The organism is Desulfomicrobium baculatum DSM 4028, from assembly GCF_000023225.1.
GTDB lineage: Bacteria > Desulfobacterota > Desulfovibrionia > Desulfovibrionales > Desulfomicrobiaceae > Desulfomicrobium > Desulfomicrobium baculatum.
On record NC_013173.1, the window covers coordinates 1660888 to 1680425 of the forward strand.

16 protein-coding genes and 2 tRNA genes are annotated in these 19538 nt (G+C 58.8%); 13 read left to right on the top strand and 5 right to left on the bottom strand.

The window, feature by feature from the left end; all coding sequences use genetic code 11:
- The first annotated feature begins 207 nt into the window (after nt 1-207).
- The 3 genes from DBAC_RS17840 (at nt 208) to DBAC_RS07390 (ending at nt 3098) form a co-directional block, all read left to right on the top strand.
- A complete protein-coding gene (locus DBAC_RS17840; RefSeq protein ID WP_015773659.1) occupies nt 208-1227 on the top strand; it encodes a GGDEF domain-containing protein in 1020 nt (339 codons plus the stop codon).
- 114 nt (nt 1228-1341) lie between these two features.
- On the top strand, nt 1342-2151 hold the full coding sequence (locus tag DBAC_RS07385) for an AraC family transcriptional regulator (RefSeq protein WP_015773660.1): 810 nt from the start codon (nt 1342-1344) through the stop codon (nt 2149-2151).
- A gap of 44 nt (nt 2152-2195) precedes the next feature.
- A complete protein-coding gene (locus DBAC_RS07390; RefSeq protein ID WP_015773661.1) occupies nt 2196-3098 on the top strand; it encodes a DMT family transporter in 903 nt (300 codons plus the stop codon).
- Between the two features lie 40 nt (nt 3099-3138).
- Here the strand turns inward: DBAC_RS07390 and DBAC_RS07395 are convergent, their stop codons facing one another.
- From DBAC_RS07395 to DBAC_RS07410, 4 genes are all read right to left on the bottom strand, one after another.
- Nucleotides 3139-3480 carry a HepT-like ribonuclease domain-containing protein gene (locus DBAC_RS07395; RefSeq protein WP_015773662.1) on the bottom strand — a complete coding sequence of 114 codons (342 nt, stop codon included), beginning with the start codon at nt 3478-3480 and terminating at the stop codon, nt 3139-3141.
- On the bottom strand, nt 3470-3859 hold the full coding sequence (locus DBAC_RS07400) for a nucleotidyltransferase family protein (RefSeq protein WP_015773663.1): 390 nt from the start codon (nt 3857-3859) through the stop codon (nt 3470-3472). Before DBAC_RS07400 ends, DBAC_RS07395 begins: the two co-directional genes overlap by 11 nt.
- 155 nt (nt 3860-4014) lie before the next feature.
- Nucleotides 4015-5301 carry a citrate synthase gene (locus DBAC_RS07405; RefSeq protein WP_015773664.1) on the bottom strand — a complete coding sequence of 429 codons (1287 nt, stop codon included), beginning with the start codon at nt 5299-5301 and terminating at the stop codon, nt 4015-4017.
- A gap of 148 nt (nt 5302-5449) precedes the next feature.
- A complete protein-coding gene (locus tag DBAC_RS07410) occupies nt 5450-8140 on the bottom strand; it encodes a bifunctional acetate--CoA ligase family protein/GNAT family N-acetyltransferase (protein ID WP_015773665.1) in 2691 nt (896 codons plus the stop codon).
- Between the two features lie 171 nt (nt 8141-8311).
- On the opposite strand from DBAC_RS07410, the gene acs reads away from it, so the two are divergent.
- The 5 genes from acs (at nt 8312) to DBAC_RS07435 (ending at nt 15332) form a co-directional block, all read left to right on the top strand.
- Nucleotides 8312-10285, top strand: coding sequence for an acetate--CoA ligase (acs, locus tag DBAC_RS07415; RefSeq protein WP_015773666.1), 1974 nt, complete (start codon nt 8312-8314; stop codon nt 10283-10285).
- 115 nt (nt 10286-10400) lie between these two features.
- Nucleotides 10401-10973 carry a TetR/AcrR family transcriptional regulator gene (locus tag DBAC_RS07420; protein ID WP_015773667.1) on the top strand — a complete coding sequence of 191 codons (573 nt, stop codon included), beginning with the start codon at nt 10401-10403 and terminating at the stop codon, nt 10971-10973.
- A gap of 3 nt (nt 10974-10976) precedes the next feature.
- Entirely contained in the window at nt 10977-14126 is a 3150-nt protein-coding gene (locus DBAC_RS07425) for an MFS transporter (protein ID WP_015773668.1), read from the top strand.
- A gap of 65 nt (nt 14127-14191) precedes the next feature.
- Nucleotides 14192-14389, top strand: a complete 198-nt coding sequence (locus DBAC_RS07430; protein WP_015773669.1) for a MoaD/ThiS family protein — start codon at nt 14192-14194, stop codon at nt 14387-14389.
- Nucleotides 14390-14393: 4 nt separating this feature from the next.
- Nucleotides 14394-15332, top strand: a complete 939-nt coding sequence (locus DBAC_RS07435) for a PP-loop family protein (protein ID WP_015773670.1) — start codon at nt 14394-14396, stop codon at nt 15330-15332.
- Between the two features lie 65 nt (nt 15333-15397).
- On the opposite strand, the gene DBAC_RS17845 is transcribed toward DBAC_RS07435, so the two are convergent.
- Complete coding sequence (locus tag DBAC_RS17845; protein WP_015773671.1) at nt 15398-16405, bottom strand: GGDEF domain-containing response regulator; 1008 nt, start codon at nt 16403-16405, stop codon at nt 15398-15400.
- A gap of 212 nt (nt 16406-16617) precedes the next feature.
- On the opposite strand from DBAC_RS17845, the gene DBAC_RS19800 reads away from it, so the two are divergent.
- The 5 genes from DBAC_RS19800 (at nt 16618) to DBAC_RS18815 (ending at nt 19473) form a co-directional block, all read left to right on the top strand.
- The gene (locus DBAC_RS19800; protein ID WP_015773672.1) at nt 16618-16929 is read left to right on the top strand and encodes an IscA/HesB family protein; all 312 of its coding nucleotides are present in this window, start codon (nt 16618-16620) and stop codon (nt 16927-16929) included.
- Nucleotides 16930-17121: 192 nt separating this feature from the next.
- A tRNA-Val gene (locus DBAC_RS07450) sits at nt 17122-17197 on the top strand.
- A gap of 14 nt (nt 17198-17211) precedes the next feature.
- Nucleotides 17212-17288, top strand: a tRNA-Asp gene (locus tag DBAC_RS07455).
- A gap of 301 nt (nt 17289-17589) precedes the next feature.
- Nucleotides 17590-18609 carry an IS110 family RNA-guided transposase gene (locus DBAC_RS07460; protein ID WP_012805434.1) on the top strand — a complete coding sequence of 340 codons (1020 nt, stop codon included), beginning with the start codon at nt 17590-17592 and terminating at the stop codon, nt 18607-18609.
- A 522-nt stretch (nt 18610-19131) separates the two neighbouring features.
- Nucleotides 19132-19473: a hypothetical protein gene (locus DBAC_RS18815; RefSeq protein WP_015773673.1), complete on the top strand. Its 342-nt coding sequence runs from the start codon at nt 19132-19134 to the stop codon at nt 19471-19473.
- Nucleotides 19474-19538: the final 65 nt, after the last annotated feature.

Consider the following 19538-nt stretch of genomic DNA (forward strand, 5'->3'; position numbering starts at 1 on the left):
TTGACTCCTCTGGAACGCAGATTGTGGCGATATCAAACCAACGCTTGAATAGTTGTTCAAGTATTAACTTGGAGTGCGCAGGTCAAGAGCCGCGCCGCACAGATTCTCCTTTCAAGGCGAGGCTCTTTTTCGTAAGATATTGATGCAGCGCACGGCTTTGGCCCGCGAAGCGGCCCCGCATCACATTTTCAATGAACACGAGCACAGATGACTATTCCAGGATCAGATCACTCCGCGCAACCCTTCGACACAAAGGCGCTGGTTCACGTCTTTGAGCAGCTCTGGAAGCATTCCAGCGATCCGTTCTGGATCTGCAGGCCCGTGGACGAGGACTATGAATTGCTGATGGCCAACGATGCCGCGGTCCGTCTGGACGCCAGGCAGGTCCCCGGGAATACGGTGCGCTCCATTGTCGGTTACGCCCTTGCGGGTGATCAGCTCATTTCCGGATATCACGAGTGCATGGCCCGCGGCGAAGCCGTGACCTTTGAACAGCGCCCGGTCCTGAATGGCAGCCAGCGGCTTTTCGAGACACTGCTTGTGCCTGTGAAGGACGAAGCCGGCACGATCACCCACATCTGGGGCATGGCGCGCGACCTGACACGCTTTCTGGTTTCCCAGAACGCGCTGGTGCATTTGAACGAACAGCTTGAAGCCAAGATTCTCCAGCGCACCAGGGAATTGGAAGAGGCGAACCACAGGCTGTCCGAGCTCTCGCTGACCGACGGGCTCACGGGCATCGCCAACCGCCGCAGGTTCGATGCGGCCTTGGCCGAGGAATGGTCCCGGTCCGCGCGAACGGGATCGACACTGGCGCTCATCATGCTCGATATCGATCACTTCAAGAAATACAACGATCACTACGGACACCAGCAGGGAGACGACTGTCTTCGGCGCGTGGCGGAGGTGCTCAGGTCCAGCGCCCGCCGTCAGGGAGACCTTGTGTCGCGCTACGGAGGCGAGGAATTCTGCATGATCCTCCCGGACACGGCCTTGCCGGGGGCGTTTGAAATCGCCGAGCGATTGCGGCGTGAAGTGGAAAACATGGACATGCCGCACGTCTTGTCGGACGTGGGCAGGGTCACGGCCAGCATGGGCGTGGCGGCGAGCATGCCGTGCAAGGCCATGAGCCCTGCCGAGCTGCTGCGCCGTGCCGACGAATCCTTGTATCAGGCCAAGTCCGAGGGCAGAAATTGCGTGCGGGGCGCTTTTTCCTGCGTTGGTTGAAATTCTGTCATGGGCGAAAATTACGCGGATGACATGATCTCATCGTGAAGAAACCTGGGGAAAGCGCAATTTTTTCCAAGACGGCCTCCCCCTCCCTGGTCTATCAGCGTGCCCATGCCCTGTCCGTCCATCAATTTCCTGCATGTTCAGCCCGGTCTCGAAATGAGCCAGGTCGCGCGCAGCAGCCATGTCTTTCCCCGCCATTTCCATGACGACCTCTACGCCATCGGACTCATGCGCCAGGGAGCAAGCTACTGCCTCGGCCCCTCGCATTCCGAGGCCACGGTGCGACAGGGACAGGCGTGTCTGATCAATCCCGGCCAGGTCCACTCCGGCGTGCCGATTTCGGACGATACCATATCCTACACCATGTTCTACCTGCATGCAGACCTGGTCCGGAACATGGCCGAAGACATGAGCCGGCGACCGGGAACGGCACCGGAATTCACGGCCCTGATCTGCGACCGGCCTGATCTTGTCATGTCCCTGCACGGACTGGCGCAGGCCTTGGCCGCAAGCAACGGACTGGCCCGCGAATCGGCCCTGGTCAGAACACTGGGGGATATTCTTGGCGCGCACGGCGGAGTGAAGAGCAAATCCCCGGAGCACGCCCCTGTGCTCGTCCGTCAGGCCACAGAAATACTGCGCTCGAACCTGGAACAAAAAATCACCCTGCGGGCCATGGCCGCCATGCTCGGGATAAGCCAGTATCAGCTGCTGCGCGCCTTCAAGCGCCAGACAGGGGTGCCGCCCCATGTCTTCCGCACCCAGCAGCGCGTGGAGCGGGCCCGGTCCCTGATCCGGCACGGCATGGTCCTGTCGGAGGTGGCGCAGGCCACGGGCTTTTCCGATCAATCCCATTTCAGCAACACATTCAAACTCTACACCGGAGCCACGCCAGGCCAGTATGCGCTTCTGCCCTGAAGCTCTCCGGCCGGTTCATCTTGCGTACGACTCAAGGAGCTTTCATGAAATCCGAATCCCTTTCCATCACCGCCGCCAGCCCCGTCGCCCTGCTGCCAAGGCTCGCCGTGCTCGGTGCGGTGGTGCTCTGGGGCGCGTCCTTTTCGACCATGCGCATCGCCCTTCAGGACCTCCATCCGCTGAGCGTGATGTGGCTGCGCATGATCATCGCCCTAACCTGCATCCTGCCGCTGTACCGGACCGTAAGCCTGTCCGCGTATCGCAAGGGCGACTGGAAGCTGCTGTTGGCCGCCGTCATTTTTCAGCCCTGCCTGTACTTCTGGCTGGAATCCGCGGCCCTGGGGCTGACCACCTCGGCCCAGGCCGGGATCATCTCCGCCTCCGTGCCGCTCCTGGTCGCCGTGGCCGCCTGGATGATCCTCAAAGAACCCATGAGCACGCGCATCACCGCCGGGCTGCTTCTTTCCGTGGCCGGCGTCGCGGTCCTGACCCTCGGCGGACAGGCCACCGAGTCCGCCCCGTCCCCGCTCCTGGGCAACAGCATGGAGTTTCTGGCCATGGTCTGCGCGGCCGCGAACATGATCCTCATCCGCATCCTCGGCAGGCGCTACGACGCCTGGACCCTGACCGTCATGCAGGTCGTCACGGGCTGCCTCTTCTTTTCGCCCGGCATCGCCCATCTGATGGAAGTTCCGGCGGGGACCTTCGACCTGCAACTGGTCCTGATCCTCGTCTTCCTCGGCGCGGGCGTGACGCTTGGCGCTTTCTCCCTCTACAACTGGGCCATAACGCGCATGCCCGCGAGCACGGCTTCGGCGCACATCAACCTCATCCCGGTGGTGGCCGTGGGCTGCGGCTTCGCCGTCCTGGGCGAGACCATGAACCCGCTCCAAATGGCCGCCGCCTGCGTGGTCCTCTTCTCCGTGCTGATGACCCAGAAATTCTGAGCGCAAAAAAAGGGAGCCAGGCTCCCTCTCCTTGCGGACATCATCCTTTCGATTCCGGCGCGAGCGGATCCAGCAACGCCAGAAGTTCAGGCAAGTCCCTGTGCACGGTGTCCCAGACGATATCCATGTCCACATCGTCGTAATCATGGATCATGAGGTTGCGCATTCCGATCATGGCTGCCCAGGGAATTTCGGGATGCAGTTCCCTGGTCTGTGACGAAACGCGCCGCGCCGCTTCACCGTTGACTTCGATGCGCCTGATCACCGCATCCTGACATCGGGTATCGAGCAGGAAATCCTTGAGAGTCAGGTCATCGACATAGGAAAGAGCGAGGCGTGCGGCTTCGGTGATATCGAAAATGTACGCGCGGTCACGATCCATGGAAGACCTCCGCGCTTTGCAGAATCGCATTTCGACGAATGTGATTTCGGCTTTGTTCCAGGCCGCGACGGCTGACCAAGTCAACCTTGCGACCAAAAATCCCTTCCAATTCGTTTTGCATGCGGACCATGTCGAAAAGGGTCGGACGGGCATTTTTTTGAAAGCGGACCAGCACATCGACATCACTGTGAGGTCGAAAATCTTCACGCAGCACGGATCCAAAAAGCGCCAGTTCCGAGACACTCCATTTCAGACAAAAAGCGGCCACCGCCTCCCGGTTCACGGAAATTCCGTGCACTATCGATGCGGGCGTCGCGCTGGACGCATCGAATCCCTGACGTTGCTGGTCCGAAACGTTCATCGCCTGGTTTTTTGCCATGCCTGCCTCCATTTCAGAACAAAGAATGCTTTTTCCGTAAATAAATAAAAAAAGTGTACGAAGAACACGGATTGAAGGCCAGAATTTTCTGAACCAAAGGCGGCTGGACTATGCAATGGGGTTGTTAAAAAAAGGGAGCCTAATGCCCCCTTTTCTCAACGATCCTTCATCAGGATATAGTCCCTTATGTTCGGCCCCACGTAGATCTGACGGGGGCGGTGGATGCGGGTGTTCTCTTCCAGGTGCTGCTCGTGCCAGTGCGCGATCCAGCCCGGCAGGCGGCCGATGGCGAACATGACCGGGAACATGTTCACCGGAATGTTCAGGGCGCGCAGGATCAGTCCGGAATAGAAGTCCACGTTGGGATAGAGCTTGCGCGAGACGAAATAATCGTCATGCAATGCGATCTCTTCAAGCTCCTGGGCGATATCGAGGAACGGGTCCTTGATGTGCAGCGAAGCCAAAAGGTTCGTGGCGCATTCCTTCAAAACCTTGGCCCGGGGGTCGAAGTTCTTGTAGACCCTGTGCCCAAATCCCATCAACCTGAATTCCTTGCGTTTAACCTTTTCGATGCAATCCTTGACGGTGAGATCGCCGTCGCGGATGTTTTCGAGCATCTGCACCACGGCGGAGTTGGCCCCACCGTGCAACCGGCCCCACAGGGCGCAGATGCCGGCCGAGACCGAGGCAAAAAGATTGGCCTCGCTCGATCCGACCATGCGCACCGTGGAACAGGAGCAGTTCTGCTCATGGTCGGCGTGCACCAGCAGGAACTGCGACAGCGCTTTCTGGGCCTCGGGGGTGGGCACGTGCTCCTTGTAGGGCACGGAAAACATCATGTGCAGAAAGTTTTCACAGTAGGAGCGGCTGGGGTCCGGGTAGATGATGGGCAGCCCTGCGGACTTGCGGTAACTGAAAGCCGCGATGGTGCGCACTTTGCTGACCAGCTTGGCCACGGCCTTGCGAAACTCCTCTTCGGTCTGGATGTCCAGCAGATCGGGATTGTAGGCTCCGAGCGAATTGATGACCGCCGAGAGGATGGCCATGGGATGGCCGTTGGGTGGAAAACCCTCGAAGTGGTGCATGAGATCCTCATGCAGCAAGGCCGTGTCGCCGAGCATGGTGCGGAACGCGGCCCGCTCTTCGCGGGTCGGCAGTTCGCCGAAGACAAGCAGCATGACCGTTTCCACGAAGGAACTCTGCCGGGCCAGCTGTTCAATGGGATATCCGCGATAGCGCAGGATCCCCCTCTCCCCGTCCACGAAAGTTATGCCGCTGTAACACGAACCGGTATTGGCGTAGCCCTGGTCCAGGGTAATGACCCCGGCCCGGGTTCGCAGACAGCTCACGTCCACCCCGATCTCGCCTTCGGTGCCGCGCACGATGGGCAGCTCGTAGGTCTGGCCGTCAATGGTCAAAGTGGCTGTATCTTTTTTTTGCATAAATCCTCCTGCAATCTTTCCCCCCGCCAGGAAAAAGACCAGTCTTGAACACGTTCCGAGCCTGCCCACGCTCACGCGGGGGCAGGCTCAGTCTCGCGAAAAAAATCGTTTAACGGAAATCGATTGAATTATCCAGACGGCAAAAAGGCTAGGATTTCGGCTCCCATTCCCACAAAGGCAAACGCATTTCTACCAATTCTTCTTCATAGTTATGCGACACATTCAGGCCGAAGCGCTTGGCCAGACCGATCATGCCCTTGTTGCGCGGCATGGTCTGCCCCTCAAGATAGCGGGTCCCCCGCCCTTTGCAATAGCGGATCATTTTTTCAAACAGCACCGAGCCAAGGCCCGATCCTTTCATGTCCGCGCTGATGATTATGGCGAATTCGGCCGACGAATTATCGGGTTTGGTGGACGTGCGCACCACGCCAAGAGTCTTGGGCTGGCCATCGACGTTCTGGGTGGCGATGAAAGCCATCTCGCGGTCGTAGTCGATCTGCGTGAACTTGGGCATGTCGCTTAAAACGAAATTCTGGACCAGCCCGAAAAAGCGCAGGCGCAAATCCTCCTCGGGCAGGTTGTGGATGAAATCGAGATGGGCCTGGGCATCCTCCGGCCGGATGGGCCGCAGCAGGACCTGCTCGCCGTTCTTGAGGCGCACGCATTCTTCCAGCTCCCGGGGATACGGACGGATGGCCAGTCTTTCCGGTCCCGTGACCAGCGAGGGCTGAATCCAGATCCGCGCGCCCAGGGCCAGCACGCCCAGATCGTCGGCAAAGATCGGGTTCATCTCCAGGGTCACGATCTGGGGCAGGTCAATGACCATCTGACTGATCTGGATGAGGGCCAGACAGATGTCGTCGATGTCCGCCGCGGCCTGACGCCTGGATCCCTGCAGCAATTTGTAGATGCGGGTGCGGGAAATGAGTTCCTTGGCCAGCCCCATGTTCAGCGGGGGCAGGGTCACGGAGTGGTCGTTGATGACCGGCGCGGAAACGCCGCCATGTCCGAAGCGCAGCACCGGACCGAAGACCTTGTCCGTGAAGATGGAAATGAAAAGCTCATGCGCCCCGGGCCTGCGCCCCATTTTCTGGACGGTGAAACCCTCGATGTAGGCGTTGGGAACCTGGGCATGGACGCGCGCCGACATGTTCGCCGCCGCTTCGAAGACCAGATCAGGGGTGGTCAGGTCGAGGGCGATGCCGCCGATGTCGAAAGGCTGGGTGATCTGCGGGGAGCGGATTTTGAGCGCGACCGGAAAGCCGATCTCGGAAGCCGCCTCCACGGCCTGCATGGCCGATTTGCAGATTCTGGTCTCGACCACGGGCACGCCGTAGGCGGCCAGGACCTGCCTTGATTCGTCCTCGGTGAGGTGGTTGCGGTCTTCGTCGAGGGCGGTCTTGATGATCTGAAGGGCGTGCTCCGTGTCCGGAAAAAAGTCCGCCGGCAGGGAATCCGGGGTTTGCATCAGGATCTTCTGCGTGCGTTTGTAGCGCAGCATGTGCAGATAGGCCATGATGGCCTTGCCCGGCCGGTCGAAGACCGGGATGGCGGCCTCTTCGAAAACTTCCTTGGTGTCCTGCACCGTTTCCTCGCCCAGCCAGTTGGCCAGCACCAGGCAGCGGCTGGTCTTGGCCACCTGGGTCACGGCCTGGGCGATCTCAAGGCTCGACGTACCCTGGAAAGGCACATGCAGGATGAGTACGCAGCCCACGTCCGCCGCCCGCACCAACACGCTGAGGACCCGGGCATAGGTGTCGGGGGTGGCATTGTAGGGCAGGGTCACGGGGTTGTCGGAGCAGCGCTCCTGACCCAGGATCTCCTCCAGCTTGAGCTGGGTCTCCTCGTTGATGGCCGCCAGCTCCCCTCCTCCGTTGATGAGGGTGTCGGCGGCCAAAAGGCCGATGCTCTGGCCGTTGGTCATGATGGCCAGGCCGTTGCCGCGCAGAGGCTTGTAGTTGGCCAGGGTGCGGGCGCCCTCGAACAGGGAGTCGATGTCGTCCACGCGGACCATGCCGGCGCGGCGGAAGGCGGCGTCGTAGATCTGGTCCTGGTCCATTTCCGTGAGTTCGCTGGCGGCGTCGCGCAAATCGCAGGGCAGACGGCGCGGACGGATGACCAGGATGGGCTTGTTGCGTGCGCTGGCTCGGGTCGCGGACATGAAGCGGCGCGCATCCTGGATGTTTTCCACATAGAGAAGGATGGCCTTGGTGGCCGGATCGGAGCCCAGATAGTCGAGCACGCAGCTGAAATCCACATCCAGCTGGCGCCCAAGGGAGATGCAGTGGGAAAAACCGACGTTGTTGGTCCTGGCCCAGTCCAGAACGGATTCGAACAGACTGTCGGACTGGGTCACAAAGGCGATGCGGCCCTCCTTGGCTCCCACCCGGGACAGGCTCGCATTGACCCCGCTCGCCGGGACGATCATGCCCAGACTGCCCGGACCGAGCACGCGGATATCTTTCTCGCGCAGCACCTTGCGGATCTTTTCATCCATGAGCGCTCGCTCTTTTGCTTCAAGTAAGGCATAACCAGGGTCCATGATCACGGCCACGTGCGTGCCATTATCGACCAGCTCGACAAGACGGTCCGGAATCTCGTGCGCCGGGGAGCAGATGATGGCCATGTCCGGGGTCAGCGGCAGGGAGGCCACGTCCACATACGACAGGACGCCGAAAATGGCCTCCTGCGCCCCGGAAACAGGCAGCACCGGTCCGAGAAATTTGCCGGACATGAGGTTGCGCATGAGGATCGCGCTGACTGAATTCGGATCGCGGGACGCCCCGATGATGGCCAGGGAATTGGGCTTGAACAACAGATCCAGGTGTTTGACGCTCATCGTCCGAAAAGCTCCGTTTACCGACTTGAAGGTGGTGGCGTTTCCGTTAACCGCCAATATCAGCCATTTACCAGAAAAGGGGGGAAAACAAAATTCATTTCTTCTACACCCTATTGTCAGATACACGTCCTTCAAGGACATCGCCTACCCAACAGCAAAGGAGGAATCACCATGACACCTGACAATATCCAGAGCCTGCAGCACGAACAGCGCCTCTTCAACCCACCCGCCGCCAAACGGGCCCACATCCCCGACATGGCCACCTACGAAGAGCACTATCGCCGCGCCGACCAGGACCCCGAAGGCTACTGGGCCGACCGCGCCAAGGAGCTTCTCAGCTGGAGCAAACCCTGGGACAAGGTCATGGACTGCGATTTCACCGTTCCGAAGATCAACTGGTTCGTGAACGGCCAGCTCAACGTCAGCTACAACTGCCTTGACCGGCATGTGGAAAACGGCCTGGGCGACAAGACGGCCATCATCTGGCAGGGCGAACCCGAAGAAGATGTCCGGCACATTTCCTTCCGCGAACTTTTGCACGATGTCATCCGCTTCGCCAACATCCTCAAAAAACTCGGAGTCGGACGCGGTGACCGCGTGGCCCTCTACATGCCCATGGTGCCGGAACTGGCCGTGGCCATGCTGGCCTGCACGCGCATCGGAGCCACGCATTCCATCGTTTTCGCGGGCTTTTCGGCTTTGAGCCTCATGAACCGCATCCAGGACTGCGAAGCCAAGGTGCTGGTCACCGCCGACGCGGTGCTGCGCGGAGGCAAGAAGATCCCCCTCAAGGGCAATGTCGACGAAGCCCTCAAAGGCTGCCCCACCGTGACAGCTTGCGTGGTCCTGAAGCGGGCCGGCATCGACATCAACATGGTCGAGGACCGGGACCTGTGGTGGCACGACGTCATGGCCGACCCGAACATCGCCACGAGCTGCCCCTGCGAACCCATGGACTCCGAGGACCTGCTCTTCATTCTGTACACAAGCGGCTCCACGGGCAAGCCCAAAGGGGTCATGCACACCACGGGCGGTTACCTGACCTACGCGGCCCACTCCACGCAGCTGGTCTTCAACCTGCATGACGACGACATCCATTTCTGCACGGCGGACATCGGCTGGATCACCGGGCACACCTACATCGTGTACGGTCCTCTGGCGCTGGGCGTGACCTCGGTCATGTTCGAAGGCGTGCCGTCCTATCCCGATCCGTCCCGGTTCTGGCAGTTGGTCGAGAAGTTCAAGATCACCTCCTTCTACACCGCGCCCACCGCCATCCGGGCGCTGATGCGAGACGGCTCGGAATGGACGCAGAAGAACGATTTGTCCTCCTTGCGCGTGCTCGGCAGCGTCGGCGAACCCATCAATCCCGAGGCCTGGATGTGGTATCACAAGAACATCGGCAATTCCAAGCTGCCCGTGGTCGACACCTGGTGGCAGACGGAAACGGGCGGCATCCTCATCTCCGCTCTGCCCTTCGCCACGCCACTCAAACCCGGCTCCGCCACCCGTCCTCTGCCCGGCGTGCATGCCCGCATCGTCGACGCCGAAGGCAACCCGACCTCTGCCAACGAAGGCGGCCACCTGATCATCGAGCGCCCCTGGCCGGGCATGCTGCGCGGCGTGTTCGGTGATCCCGAGCGCTTCAAGCAGCAATACTTCGAGCGCTTTCCCGGCCGCTACGAGGCCGGCGACGGCGCGCGCCAGGACGAGGACGGCTATTTCTGGATCATGGGCCGCCTTGACGATGTCATCAACGTGTCCGGCCATCGCCTGGGCACGGCCGAGATCGAGTCCGCCCTGGTCTCGCATCCGGCCGTGGCCGAGGCCGCCGTGGTCGGCATGCCTCACGACATCAAGGGCCAGGCCATTTATGCCTACGTCACCCTGCGCGCCGACGCGGACGAATCCGACGAACTCATAAAAGCCCTGCGCAACCACGTCCGCAAGGAAATCGGGCCGCTGGCCTCTCCCGAAGTCATCCAGTTCACCGTGGGCCTGCCCAAGACCCGCAGCGGCAAGATCATGCGCCGAGTACTGCGCAAGATCACCTCCGGTTCCACGGCCCTGGAAGACTTCGGCGACACCTCGACCCTGGCCGATCCTTCCGTCATTCAAGATCTGATCGCCGGTCGCCATACCTAACCCCAGGCTCCGGTTTTCGTCTCCCTCCCCGGGCGCGCTCTTATGAGCGCGCCCTTTTTCTTGACGTGAATCGAGAATGAGTAAATACATACTCACATCAGAAAGGAGGCCTACCATGTCACGACCAGTCATGAAACGCGAAACCATAGAAGAATCCGCCATCCGCCTTTTTGCCACCAAAGGGCTGGCGCGTACCACCATAAAGGATATCGCAAGCGAGGCGGGAGTCACCGAGGGCGCGCTGTACCGCTACTATTCCGGCAAGGAAGAAATGGCGTGGAAGCTTTTCAACCGCGAGCTGGACCAGTTCACCCATCTGGTATCCGAGGTCCTCTTCGACGACCGCATGCCGTTCGATCTGCGTCTGGGGCTCGCGATCCAGACCATCTACGACTATTACATATATAATGGCGACCAGTTCGCCTTCATCCTGCTGACCCAGCATGGCTTTCCCGAAGACAAGCTCCTGAGCCGCGAGACCGAGCCCATGGCCATGGCCGAACGCTTTATCGGCCAGGCAGTGGGCGCGGGCGAGATTCCGCCCTGCGATGCCGATCTCCATGCGGGGCTGCTGATGGGAGCCATCATGCAACCGCTCGTTCTGCACCGCTACGGCAAACTCGAACTGACCCCCGGCACGCCCGCGCAGGTCACGGCCGCCTGCCTGCGCATGCTGGGTCTGTGCTGAGCCATGGAAACACGCACCTCGCACCGCCTTGGGCTCCTGAAAATCCGGGGATTTTTGCCCTACCTTACTGTCGTCCTGGTCAACGCCATGCTCGACCTGGGGCACAAGATCATCATCCAGAACACGGTCTTCAAGTGCTATGACGGATCCACCCAGATTGCGCTGACAGCCCTTGTCAACGCCTGCATCCTGCTGCCCTTCATCATGTTCTTCACGCCTGCCGGATTCCTGGCCGACCGCTTCTCCAAGCATCGGGTCATGCGCTGGACCGCGGGTCTGGCCATTCCCATGACCGTGCTCATTTACGGCAGTTATCTCTTGGGCTGGTTCGAAGCGGCTTTTGTCCTGACCCTGATCCTGGCCGCGCAGTCCGCCTTTTATTCCCCGGCGAAATACGGATACATCAAGGAAATGGCCGGCAAGGACAACCTCGGCATGGCCAACGGCGTGGTCCAAGCCGTGACCATTGTCGCCATCCTGCTGGGCGGCGTCCTCTTTTCCCTTCTGTTCGAGTCCCTCATCGGCGACGCCACGACCAAGGAAGACATCCTGCACGCCATCGCTCCCAGCGGGCTGCTGCTCATCGCGGGCGCCGTGGCGCAAACCCTAGTGGCCCTGCGCATCCCGCAGTACAAACCCGGCGACACGACCCTGCACCTTGATTTCAAAACATATGTCCGTGGAGTATACTTAAAGAAGAACTTGAAGAACATCTATGGCCACGAGACCATCTGGCTCTGCGTGCTCGGCCTGTCGCTCTTCTGGGGGGTCAACCAGGTGCTTTTCGCCGCTTTCGGCGCGCACCTCAAGGATTTCGCGGGCGTGACCTCCACCGTCGTGGCCCAGGGGCTGCTGGCCATCGGCGGCGTTGGCATCATCGTCGGCTCCATCACCGCCGGACGCCTCTCGCGGACCTATATCGAAACCGGGATCATCCCCCTGGCCGCGCTCGGCATGACCATCTGTCTGGCCACCATCCCCGGCATGAGCAATATTCCCGCCCTCGGCTGTCTGCTGGCCGTGTACGGATTTTTCGGCGGTCTCTATGTGGTGCCGCTCAACGCGCTCATTCAGTTCAATGCCAAGGATTCGGACCTGGGCACGATCCTGGCCGGCAACAATTTTTTGCAGAACGTGTTCATGCTGGCCTTCCTGTGCATGACGGTGCTGGCTTCCCTGACCGGGCTCTCCAGCGTGCCCATCATCCTGACCCTGGCCGCGATCATGGCTCTGGGTTCGGTCCACACCCTGCGCAAGCTGCCTCAGTCTTTCATGCGTTTTCTGCTGCGCATCGTCTTTGCCCAGCGCTACCGGCTGGTTGTGACCGGCCTGAAGAACATTCCGTCCCAGGGCGGGGTGCTGCTCCTCGGCAACCACACCAGCTGGATCGACTGGGCCGTGCTGCATCTGGCCGTGCCCCGGCCCGTGCGCTTTGTCATGTCGCGCCATTATTACAGCCGCTGGTATCTGCGCTGGTTCCTGGATCTCTACCGTGTCATCCCCATCTCTTCCGCGGCCAGCAGTTCAGCCTTGCGCACGATCACCGAGAACCTCAAGGCCGGCGAATGCGTGGTCCTTTTTCCCGAGGGAGCCATCAGCCGCAACGGCCAGCTCGCGGCCTTCCGGCGCGGCTACTGCATCCCGGCGGTCCAGAGCGAATGCACCATCGTGCCCTTCTATCTGCGCGGCCTGTGGGGCAGCAGGTGGTCCGCCGTGAGCAGGCATTTCCGCCGCAACACCAACGGCGTTCTGGCGCGTGACGTCAATCTGTGCTTCGGCCCTGCCCTGCCTGCCACGGCTACGCCGCAGGAAGTCAAGGACGCCGTGCACCGTCAGTCCATCATGGCCTGGCAGGAATTCGCCCGCACCCAGACCTCCATCCCGCAAAGATGGCTGCGCGCGGTCAAACGCGCTCCGGCCAGGCTGGCCGTGGCCGATTCCGGCGGAGCCCAGGCCACCGGCGAAGAGCTGTTCCTTTCCGCCCTGGCCCTATCCCGCACGCTCAGCGCCCTGCCCGAAAAGGCGGTGGGCATCCTGCTGCCGCCGGGAGTAAGCGGCGCTGCGGCCAACATGGCCGTGCTCATGGCCGGCAAGACCACCGTCAACCTTGATCCGGGCCTGTCTGCGCCGGCCTTTGCGAGTTGCCTGCAGCAGGCCGGAATCGGGACGATCTTAAGCACCCGCAAGCATCTTGAAAAATTGCGCGGCCAGGGATGCGCCGGGCTTCATGACGAGCTGCGTTTCCAGTTCGTGGAAGATTGCCGGACATCCCTGCGCGACACAGCCCTGACTCGCCTCCTGATCCGCCTCCTGCCGGTGGCTCTGCTGCGTTTTGTCCTGCCTCTGCGCGTCTCGGCCCAAAGTACGGCCGCCATCGTCTTCGTGCCCAGGCAAGAGCCCATGCCCGTTGGCGTGTGCCTTGGACACTCCAGCATCATCACCAACGCCCGCCAGATCGCCTCTCTCTTTCCGCCTCGGGGCGACGACGTGCTGCTGACCGCCCTGCCCCTGCATGACGCCCTGGGGCTGACCACGACCATGTTTCTGCCCTTGCTCGAATCCGTGCCCATGGCCTGCGCCCATGACCCCTTCGAGGCCCGCAGGATGGGACGGCTGTGCGTCGACTTCGAGGCGACCATGCTCTGCGCCGATCCCGCGATGCTTGAGGCGTACATCGTCAGCCCCGCGCTGCACCCGCTGATGTTCGCGTCCCTGCGCTCCGTACTGTCGGGCGGACTGGCGCTCTCCGATTACTGCGTGCAGGCCTTCCGCCAAAAATTCGGACTCATCGTCCATGACGGCTACGGCACCACCGAGACAACGCCCGTGGCGACCGTCAATGCCCCCGATGTGCTCAATCCCCTGGACCTGAACATCCAGCAGGGCCGCAAACCCGGCACCGTGGGGCTGCCCCTGCCCGGCTCCGCCCTGCGCATCGTGCACCCGCAGACCCTGACGGACCTGCCCCATGGCGAGAGCGGCCGCATTCTTATCGGCGGAACCCAGGTCATGCAAGGCTACCTGGGCCGCGACGACCTGACCGCAAAAGCCATCGTCGAAGCGGACGGCATCCGCTGGTTCATCACCCAGGACACAGGACGACTGGACGAAGACGGCTTTCTGATTCTGGAAATCGGACCAAAGCGGTCTTGAATTTTGCAACGCATCGATTTAGGGCACGCACCTGTCAACACCGACAGCAAAAGCCCAGGAGAAACATGATTACTGTCCGCCTTGAACCCGAAAACCGGGAACTGACCATCGACCGCGCCGCCACGGTCACCCAGCTTCTGCACAAACTCGGACGCAAGCCCGGCCGGGCCCTTGTCATCCGCAACGGCGGGCTGCTCACTCCGGATCTGAACCTCAAAGACGGCGACCACGTCATCGTGCGCGACGTCGGATCGAAGGGATAGCCATATGAAATGCAAACGCTGCCAGATCCCCGCCGTTGTCGCCCTGCCCAGCCACCACACCGCTTTCTGCAAGGACTGCTTTCTTGTCTTCGCCCGCAGGCTGGTGGAACGGGCCATCAAGGAACACGGCATGTTCACCTTCGATGACCGCATCCTCATCGCCATCTCCGGCGGCAAGGATTCCCTGGCCCTGGCCTGGCAATTGAAGGATCTCGGCTACAACATCGAAGGCCTGCACATCGACCTCGGCATCCCTGAATCATCGCCCATCGCGCGGAGCTACGCCGAGCGTTTCTGCGCGATGGGCGAGATTCCCCTGCACGTTATCGAGACGGCCAAATTGGGACTGGCCATGTGCGACGTCAAGCGCCGGGTCAAACGCCCCATCTGCTCCGTCTGCGGACAGACCAAGCGCTACCTGTTCAACAAGTTCGCCCAGGAGAACGGCTTCACGGTCCTGGCCACGGGGCACAATCTCGACGACGAAACCTCGCGCCTTTTCGCCAACGTCATGCGCTGGGATGTGGAGTTTCTGAGCGACCAGGGGCCGGTCATGCCTGCCGAGAAAGGGTTCGCCAAGAAGGTCAAGCCGCTTTTTCGCCTGACCGAATTCGAGACCGCGAACCTCTGCTTTCTGGCCGGCATCGACTATGGCTACGCGCCATGCCCCTACAGCTCCAAGGCCAGCTTTCCCATCTACAAAAACCTGCTGGCCGATCTGGAAGACATCCAGCCGGGACGCAAGATCCGCTTTTATGACGGGTTTTTAAAAGATGGCCGCCAGGGCTTTGCCCCGCGAGGCGAAACGAGCGTGGACATCCAGCCCTGCACGACCTGCGGATATCCGACCTCTGCCGGGGAATGCGGCTTTTGCCGTCTGACGGCGACGATGAACGAAGATGACGGGAAGCGTGAGACGCGCGACGTGAAGCGTAAAGCGTAAAAGCGGGAGGCGTGAAGCGGGAATGAAGTGGCTCGTGCCGACCGCTCACCTCTCCCTGAATCTGATCACTTGCAAACCGTAGTGTTGCGACCGCATTTCTTGGCCGCGTACATATTCTGGTCGGCCCGGTCCACGAGGTCCGAGACGGATTCTCCGGGACAGTAGCTGGTCACTCCCAGGCTCAGCGAAACATGGACACCCTGCGCATTTTTCGGGTAAAAGGAATGTTCGAAAAAAGTGGTCCGGATGCGTTCGGCCACTCTGGCGGCTTCTTCGCGGGGTGTTTCCGGCAGCACGATGATAAACTCCTCCCCCCCGTAGCGGTAGGCCGAGTCCGCGTCGCGGATCAGTTTCTGAATGAGGCGGCCCAGCTCCGCGAGCACGGCGTCGCCGCATAAATGCCCGTAGGTGTCGTTGTACCGCTTGAATTTGTCGATATCTATGACGCACAGGGATAGCGGGCTGTTGTAGCGCGTGGCCCGTTCCACCTCGGCCTGCACCTGCCGGAAGAAATGGCGTGCATTGTAAAGCCCTGTCAGTTCGTCGGTCAAACTCAGCTCCTTGTAGCGCATCTCGCTGCGCCGCAGATCCTCCTCGATGCGTTTGCGGGCGATGATCTCCTGACGTAATTCAGCGGTTCGACGCTGCACCTCTTCTTCCAGATGTTCCCGGTAAAGCCTGTTTTCCCTCTTCAAATGCACCTTTTCAATGCTTTTGTTCACGGAGTGCAGCACGAATTCCAGATTGAGAAAGGGCTTGACCAGAAAATCCCACGCGCCCCGGCGCAAGCTCTCGATGGCGTCGTCGGTGGACCCGACCCCGGAAATGACAATGAGGCCCGTTTCGTCATCCCGGGAAGAAATATGCTTGAGCACGTCCAATCCGGACAGGTCCGGCAGCTTGAGATCAAGAAGCACCAGATCCGGAAGTTCGGAGTTGTACAGGTCGAGGGCCTTGGTGCCCGTATCGGCCAGAATGACCTCGTGACCTTGTTCGCGCAAAAAGTCGCCGAGCAACTCAAGCAACGTCGGTTCGTCATCGACAAGCAGGATACGGGCTTTCTGTGGGCTCATATTCAGGCCGGGGTTACAAGTGTATAGAAACGGATTACTGATAAACCGTATGAGATGTAAGACACAAGCATCTTTTTCCTGGATGACGAAGTTCCCGGCAGACGGCGATTCCCGGGATTTCAGGGACAGCCATCACCAAAATCCCGCTGCCCCGGACATTGACATCGATAAAATCAATAACTACTCCCTTACCCACATCAAAGGAGGATTCCATGTTCGAACTTACAAAGGCTGCCAAAGAGCAGCTTGATATGCACTTCGCAGGCAAAGAAGTGTCCCCGATCCGGGTCTACATGGCTGCCGGCTGAGGCGGGCCTCGCTTGGCGCTTGCTCTGGATGAGCAAAAAGACAACGACGTAGTACACGAAATTGACGGATACAAATTCCTGGTTGAAACTGCCCTGATGGACGAGTCGAAACCCATTTCGGTGGAATTCCACCCGCACATGGGTTTCAACATCAAGTCCGGGCTTAAAGCGAGTTCTTCGGGATCTGGCTGCTCTTCCTGCACTTCCTGCGGTTAAGACTCAGCTTTTCGAAGACCAAAAGGGCTGTCCGTAACGGGCGGCCCTTTTGTTTTGCACGGTCATTCCAGCCTTCCGCTCCTCTGCCCGGGCTGGTCTCAAGGAAATTTCACTTTTTTTCATTTTCTGCGAAAAAAGTCTTTGACAGCGGGCATGTGGCTCTATAAAGACTGTTTCTCGTTGGACGGGACGGGGCGGTTAGCTCAGCTGGGAGAGCGTCGGCCTTACAAGCCGAGGGTCATAGGTTCGATCCCTGTACCGCCCACCACGAAGACAAAATGCGGGGTCGTAGTTAAGTCGGTTATAACGCCGGCCTGTCACGCCGGAGGCCGTGGGTTCGAGTCCCATCGGCCCCGCCATTAGAGAACAAGGGATTTCAGTCGAAAGGCTGAAATCCCTTTTTTCTGTTGTGGGTTCCGCTGTGGGTTTATGTGATTCCAGCGACCTGTTTTTCGACTATGAACGAAAGGCCATCCGGTGACGGGCGGCTTTTTTTGTAACGATGATTGCACAATAAGTTCCAGTTCTGAGAGAGTCAGAAAATGGTAAGATTCAAGATTCAAGATCTGATAACCATACAAAAGGACACCTCCGAAAATAGCAGGTGACCGATTCCTCTGCTATATAGGAGTTGGCAAACACTCGTATCGGAGGTGTCCAATGGCTATATACGCAGGAATCGATTTGCATTCAAATTCAAATTTCTTGTCTGTGGTCGATAGTGCAGGAAAGATCATTGAAAAACGAAAACTTGCTAACGATGTCCAGGCAATTTTGCATCCGCTTGCTGCCTATCGAGAGCAGGTCCAAGGAATTGCTATCGAGTCGACTTTTAACTGGTATTGGATCGTCGATGCTTTGATGGACGAAGGGTATCGGGTGCATTTGGCCAATCCGGCGGCCATCCAGAAGTATTCTGGGCTCAAGCACAGCGACGACGCCAGTGATGCGGCTTGGCTGGCCGAGATGCTTCGCCTCGGCGTCCTGCCTGAAGGGTACATCTATCCCAAAGCGGAACGCCCGATCCGAGATTTATTGCGTAAACGCGGCCACTTGGTACGTTTAAGAACTTCATTGATCACCAGTTTGAAAGGTATTGTCTCCAGAAACAACGGGCATTCGATTTCGGTGAACAAGATCAAACAGCTTAAGACAAATCACGTAGCACCACTTTGCGTCGCCAATGAGGATCTGGCGCTTTGCGGAGAAGTCAGCAAAGACACCATCGACTACCTGGGGCGGCAGATAAAGAAGATCGAGAAGCAGGCCGAGGAGAGAATCGAACTGCGTCCGACGTACAAGGCCCTGCTTTCCATGCCAGGAGTAGGCGTGATTCTCGGTCTGACGATCATGTTGGAAACCGGTCCAATTGATCGTTTCCCCAAGGCGGGCAATTTTAGCTCATATTGCCGGAAAGTGCCGTCCACTTGGATTAGCAACGGTAAGCGTAAGGGGCGAGGCAACACCAAGAACGGAAACAAGTACTTGGCGTGGGCTTTCTCAGAGGTCGCAGAACTCGCAAGGCGTTACGACGACGCAAGCCGTTCATGGTATGACCGCAAGATGGCCAGAAGCAACAGAATGGTCGCACATAGCGCCTTGGCCCACAAACTTGCGCGGGCCGCGTATTTCATCATGCGGGAGGGCGTGAACTTTGATCACGAGAAATGTTTTGCATAAATTTGGAGGCGGTGGGGAACCAGCATTAGGGTTGGAATAACCACCAGATCTGATTGGTAGCCATCGCTTCCAGCTTTTCGGATGACTTTGTTTCGCCGACCACGACATGAGCCAGCAACGGGTTGGTTCACAACCATGAGATCTGTAAAAACACTTTGGACATGGCGTGGGATCGAAGATTATCTGGCCGTCGCAAGACGGTGGGGCTGCTCCGGCAGCCTAGATCCTGATGGGTGACTGGTGCGGCGAAATACGCTGACATCGCAAAGCTGATATTTCGAGAAAGGCAAAAACAAAGAAATTCGAGGTATTATCAAGTAGTTTTGTCCGAGGCGAGAAAACCTAATTTTCTGGCCCGCTGGAGCACTTTCTCTTGACCTCGGTCCTTTTGATGGGTGACCCCAGATCCCGTTTGTTAGTGACAGTCTATACAAACTAATTGATTCTCTTCAAGAATCTAAAATTTCAATAAACGACATTAGTAAATCTTCATTTTTTTTCGATGATCCTGTCGGGCAAGATTTGCCAGGGCGTGCAGGCGATAAATATTTTGAGTGTGTTGAAGTATCACCCTTACATGAAGATGAATCGCACACTAAAATTGCCGCTTACAAGGCACTTTACGTAAATCTTGATTTTAATATTCCAGTTGAAGTGACTTGGTTTGGAACTCAGCCACTCATTGGTCAAAAGCTGAACTCTGATTTTCTAATTTGTACAGGTGCAAATACTTATATGACTATTGAGAACCAAGAGCGGACAAAAATTAATTTCATTTGGCCCATATGGGCTGTCAAAAATGGATATTATCCAGACGAACTTGCTCAAGAATATCGCAATCGTCTTAATAATAAACAGGAGTAAGAACTACTCAAGAAATGTTTAATTAATAATTTAAATCAAACCTGTCTATTTGGCATTGTGCAAAA

Excerpts from the sequence above, each read along its gene's own strand:
- DBAC_RS07405 (WP_015773664.1), bottom strand. The coding sequence starts at position 5,301 with ATGCAAAAAAAAGATACAGCCACTTTGACCATTGACGGCCAGACCTAC.
- DBAC_RS07390 (WP_015773661.1), top strand. The coding sequence starts at position 2,196 with ATGAAATCCGAATCCCTTTCCATCACCGCCGCCAGCCCCGTCGCCCTG.
- DBAC_RS07430 (WP_015773669.1), top strand. The coding sequence starts at position 14,192 with ATGATTACTGTCCGCCTTGAACCCGAAAACCGGGAACTGACCATCGAC.
- DBAC_RS07410 (WP_015773665.1), bottom strand. The coding sequence starts at position 8,140 with ATGAGCGTCAAACACCTGGATCTGTTGTTCAAGCCCAATTCCCTGGCC.
- acs (WP_015773666.1), top strand. The coding sequence starts at position 8,312 with ATGACACCTGACAATATCCAGAGCCTGCAGCACGAACAGCGCCTCTTC.
- DBAC_RS07395 (WP_015773662.1), bottom strand. The coding sequence starts at position 3,480 with ATGGATCGTGACCGCGCGTACATTTTCGATATCACCGAAGCCGCACGC.
- DBAC_RS07435 (WP_015773670.1), top strand. The coding sequence starts at position 14,394 with ATGAAATGCAAACGCTGCCAGATCCCCGCCGTTGTCGCCCTGCCCAGC.
- DBAC_RS07460 (WP_012805434.1), top strand. The coding sequence starts at position 17,590 with ATGGCTATATACGCAGGAATCGATTTGCATTCAAATTCAAATTTCTTG.
- DBAC_RS07425 (WP_015773668.1), top strand. The coding sequence starts at position 10,977 with ATGGAAACACGCACCTCGCACCGCCTTGGGCTCCTGAAAATCCGGGGA.
- DBAC_RS07420 (WP_015773667.1), top strand. The coding sequence starts at position 10,401 with ATGTCACGACCAGTCATGAAACGCGAAACCATAGAAGAATCCGCCATC.
- DBAC_RS17840 (WP_015773659.1), top strand. The coding sequence starts at position 208 with ATGACTATTCCAGGATCAGATCACTCCGCGCAACCCTTCGACACAAAG.
- DBAC_RS07385 (WP_015773660.1), top strand. The coding sequence starts at position 1,342 with ATGCCCTGTCCGTCCATCAATTTCCTGCATGTTCAGCCCGGTCTCGAA.
- DBAC_RS17845 (WP_015773671.1), bottom strand. The coding sequence starts at position 16,405 with ATGAGCCCACAGAAAGCCCGTATCCTGCTTGTCGATGACGAACCGACG.
- DBAC_RS07400 (WP_015773663.1), bottom strand. The coding sequence starts at position 3,859 with ATGGCAAAAAACCAGGCGATGAACGTTTCGGACCAGCAACGTCAGGGA.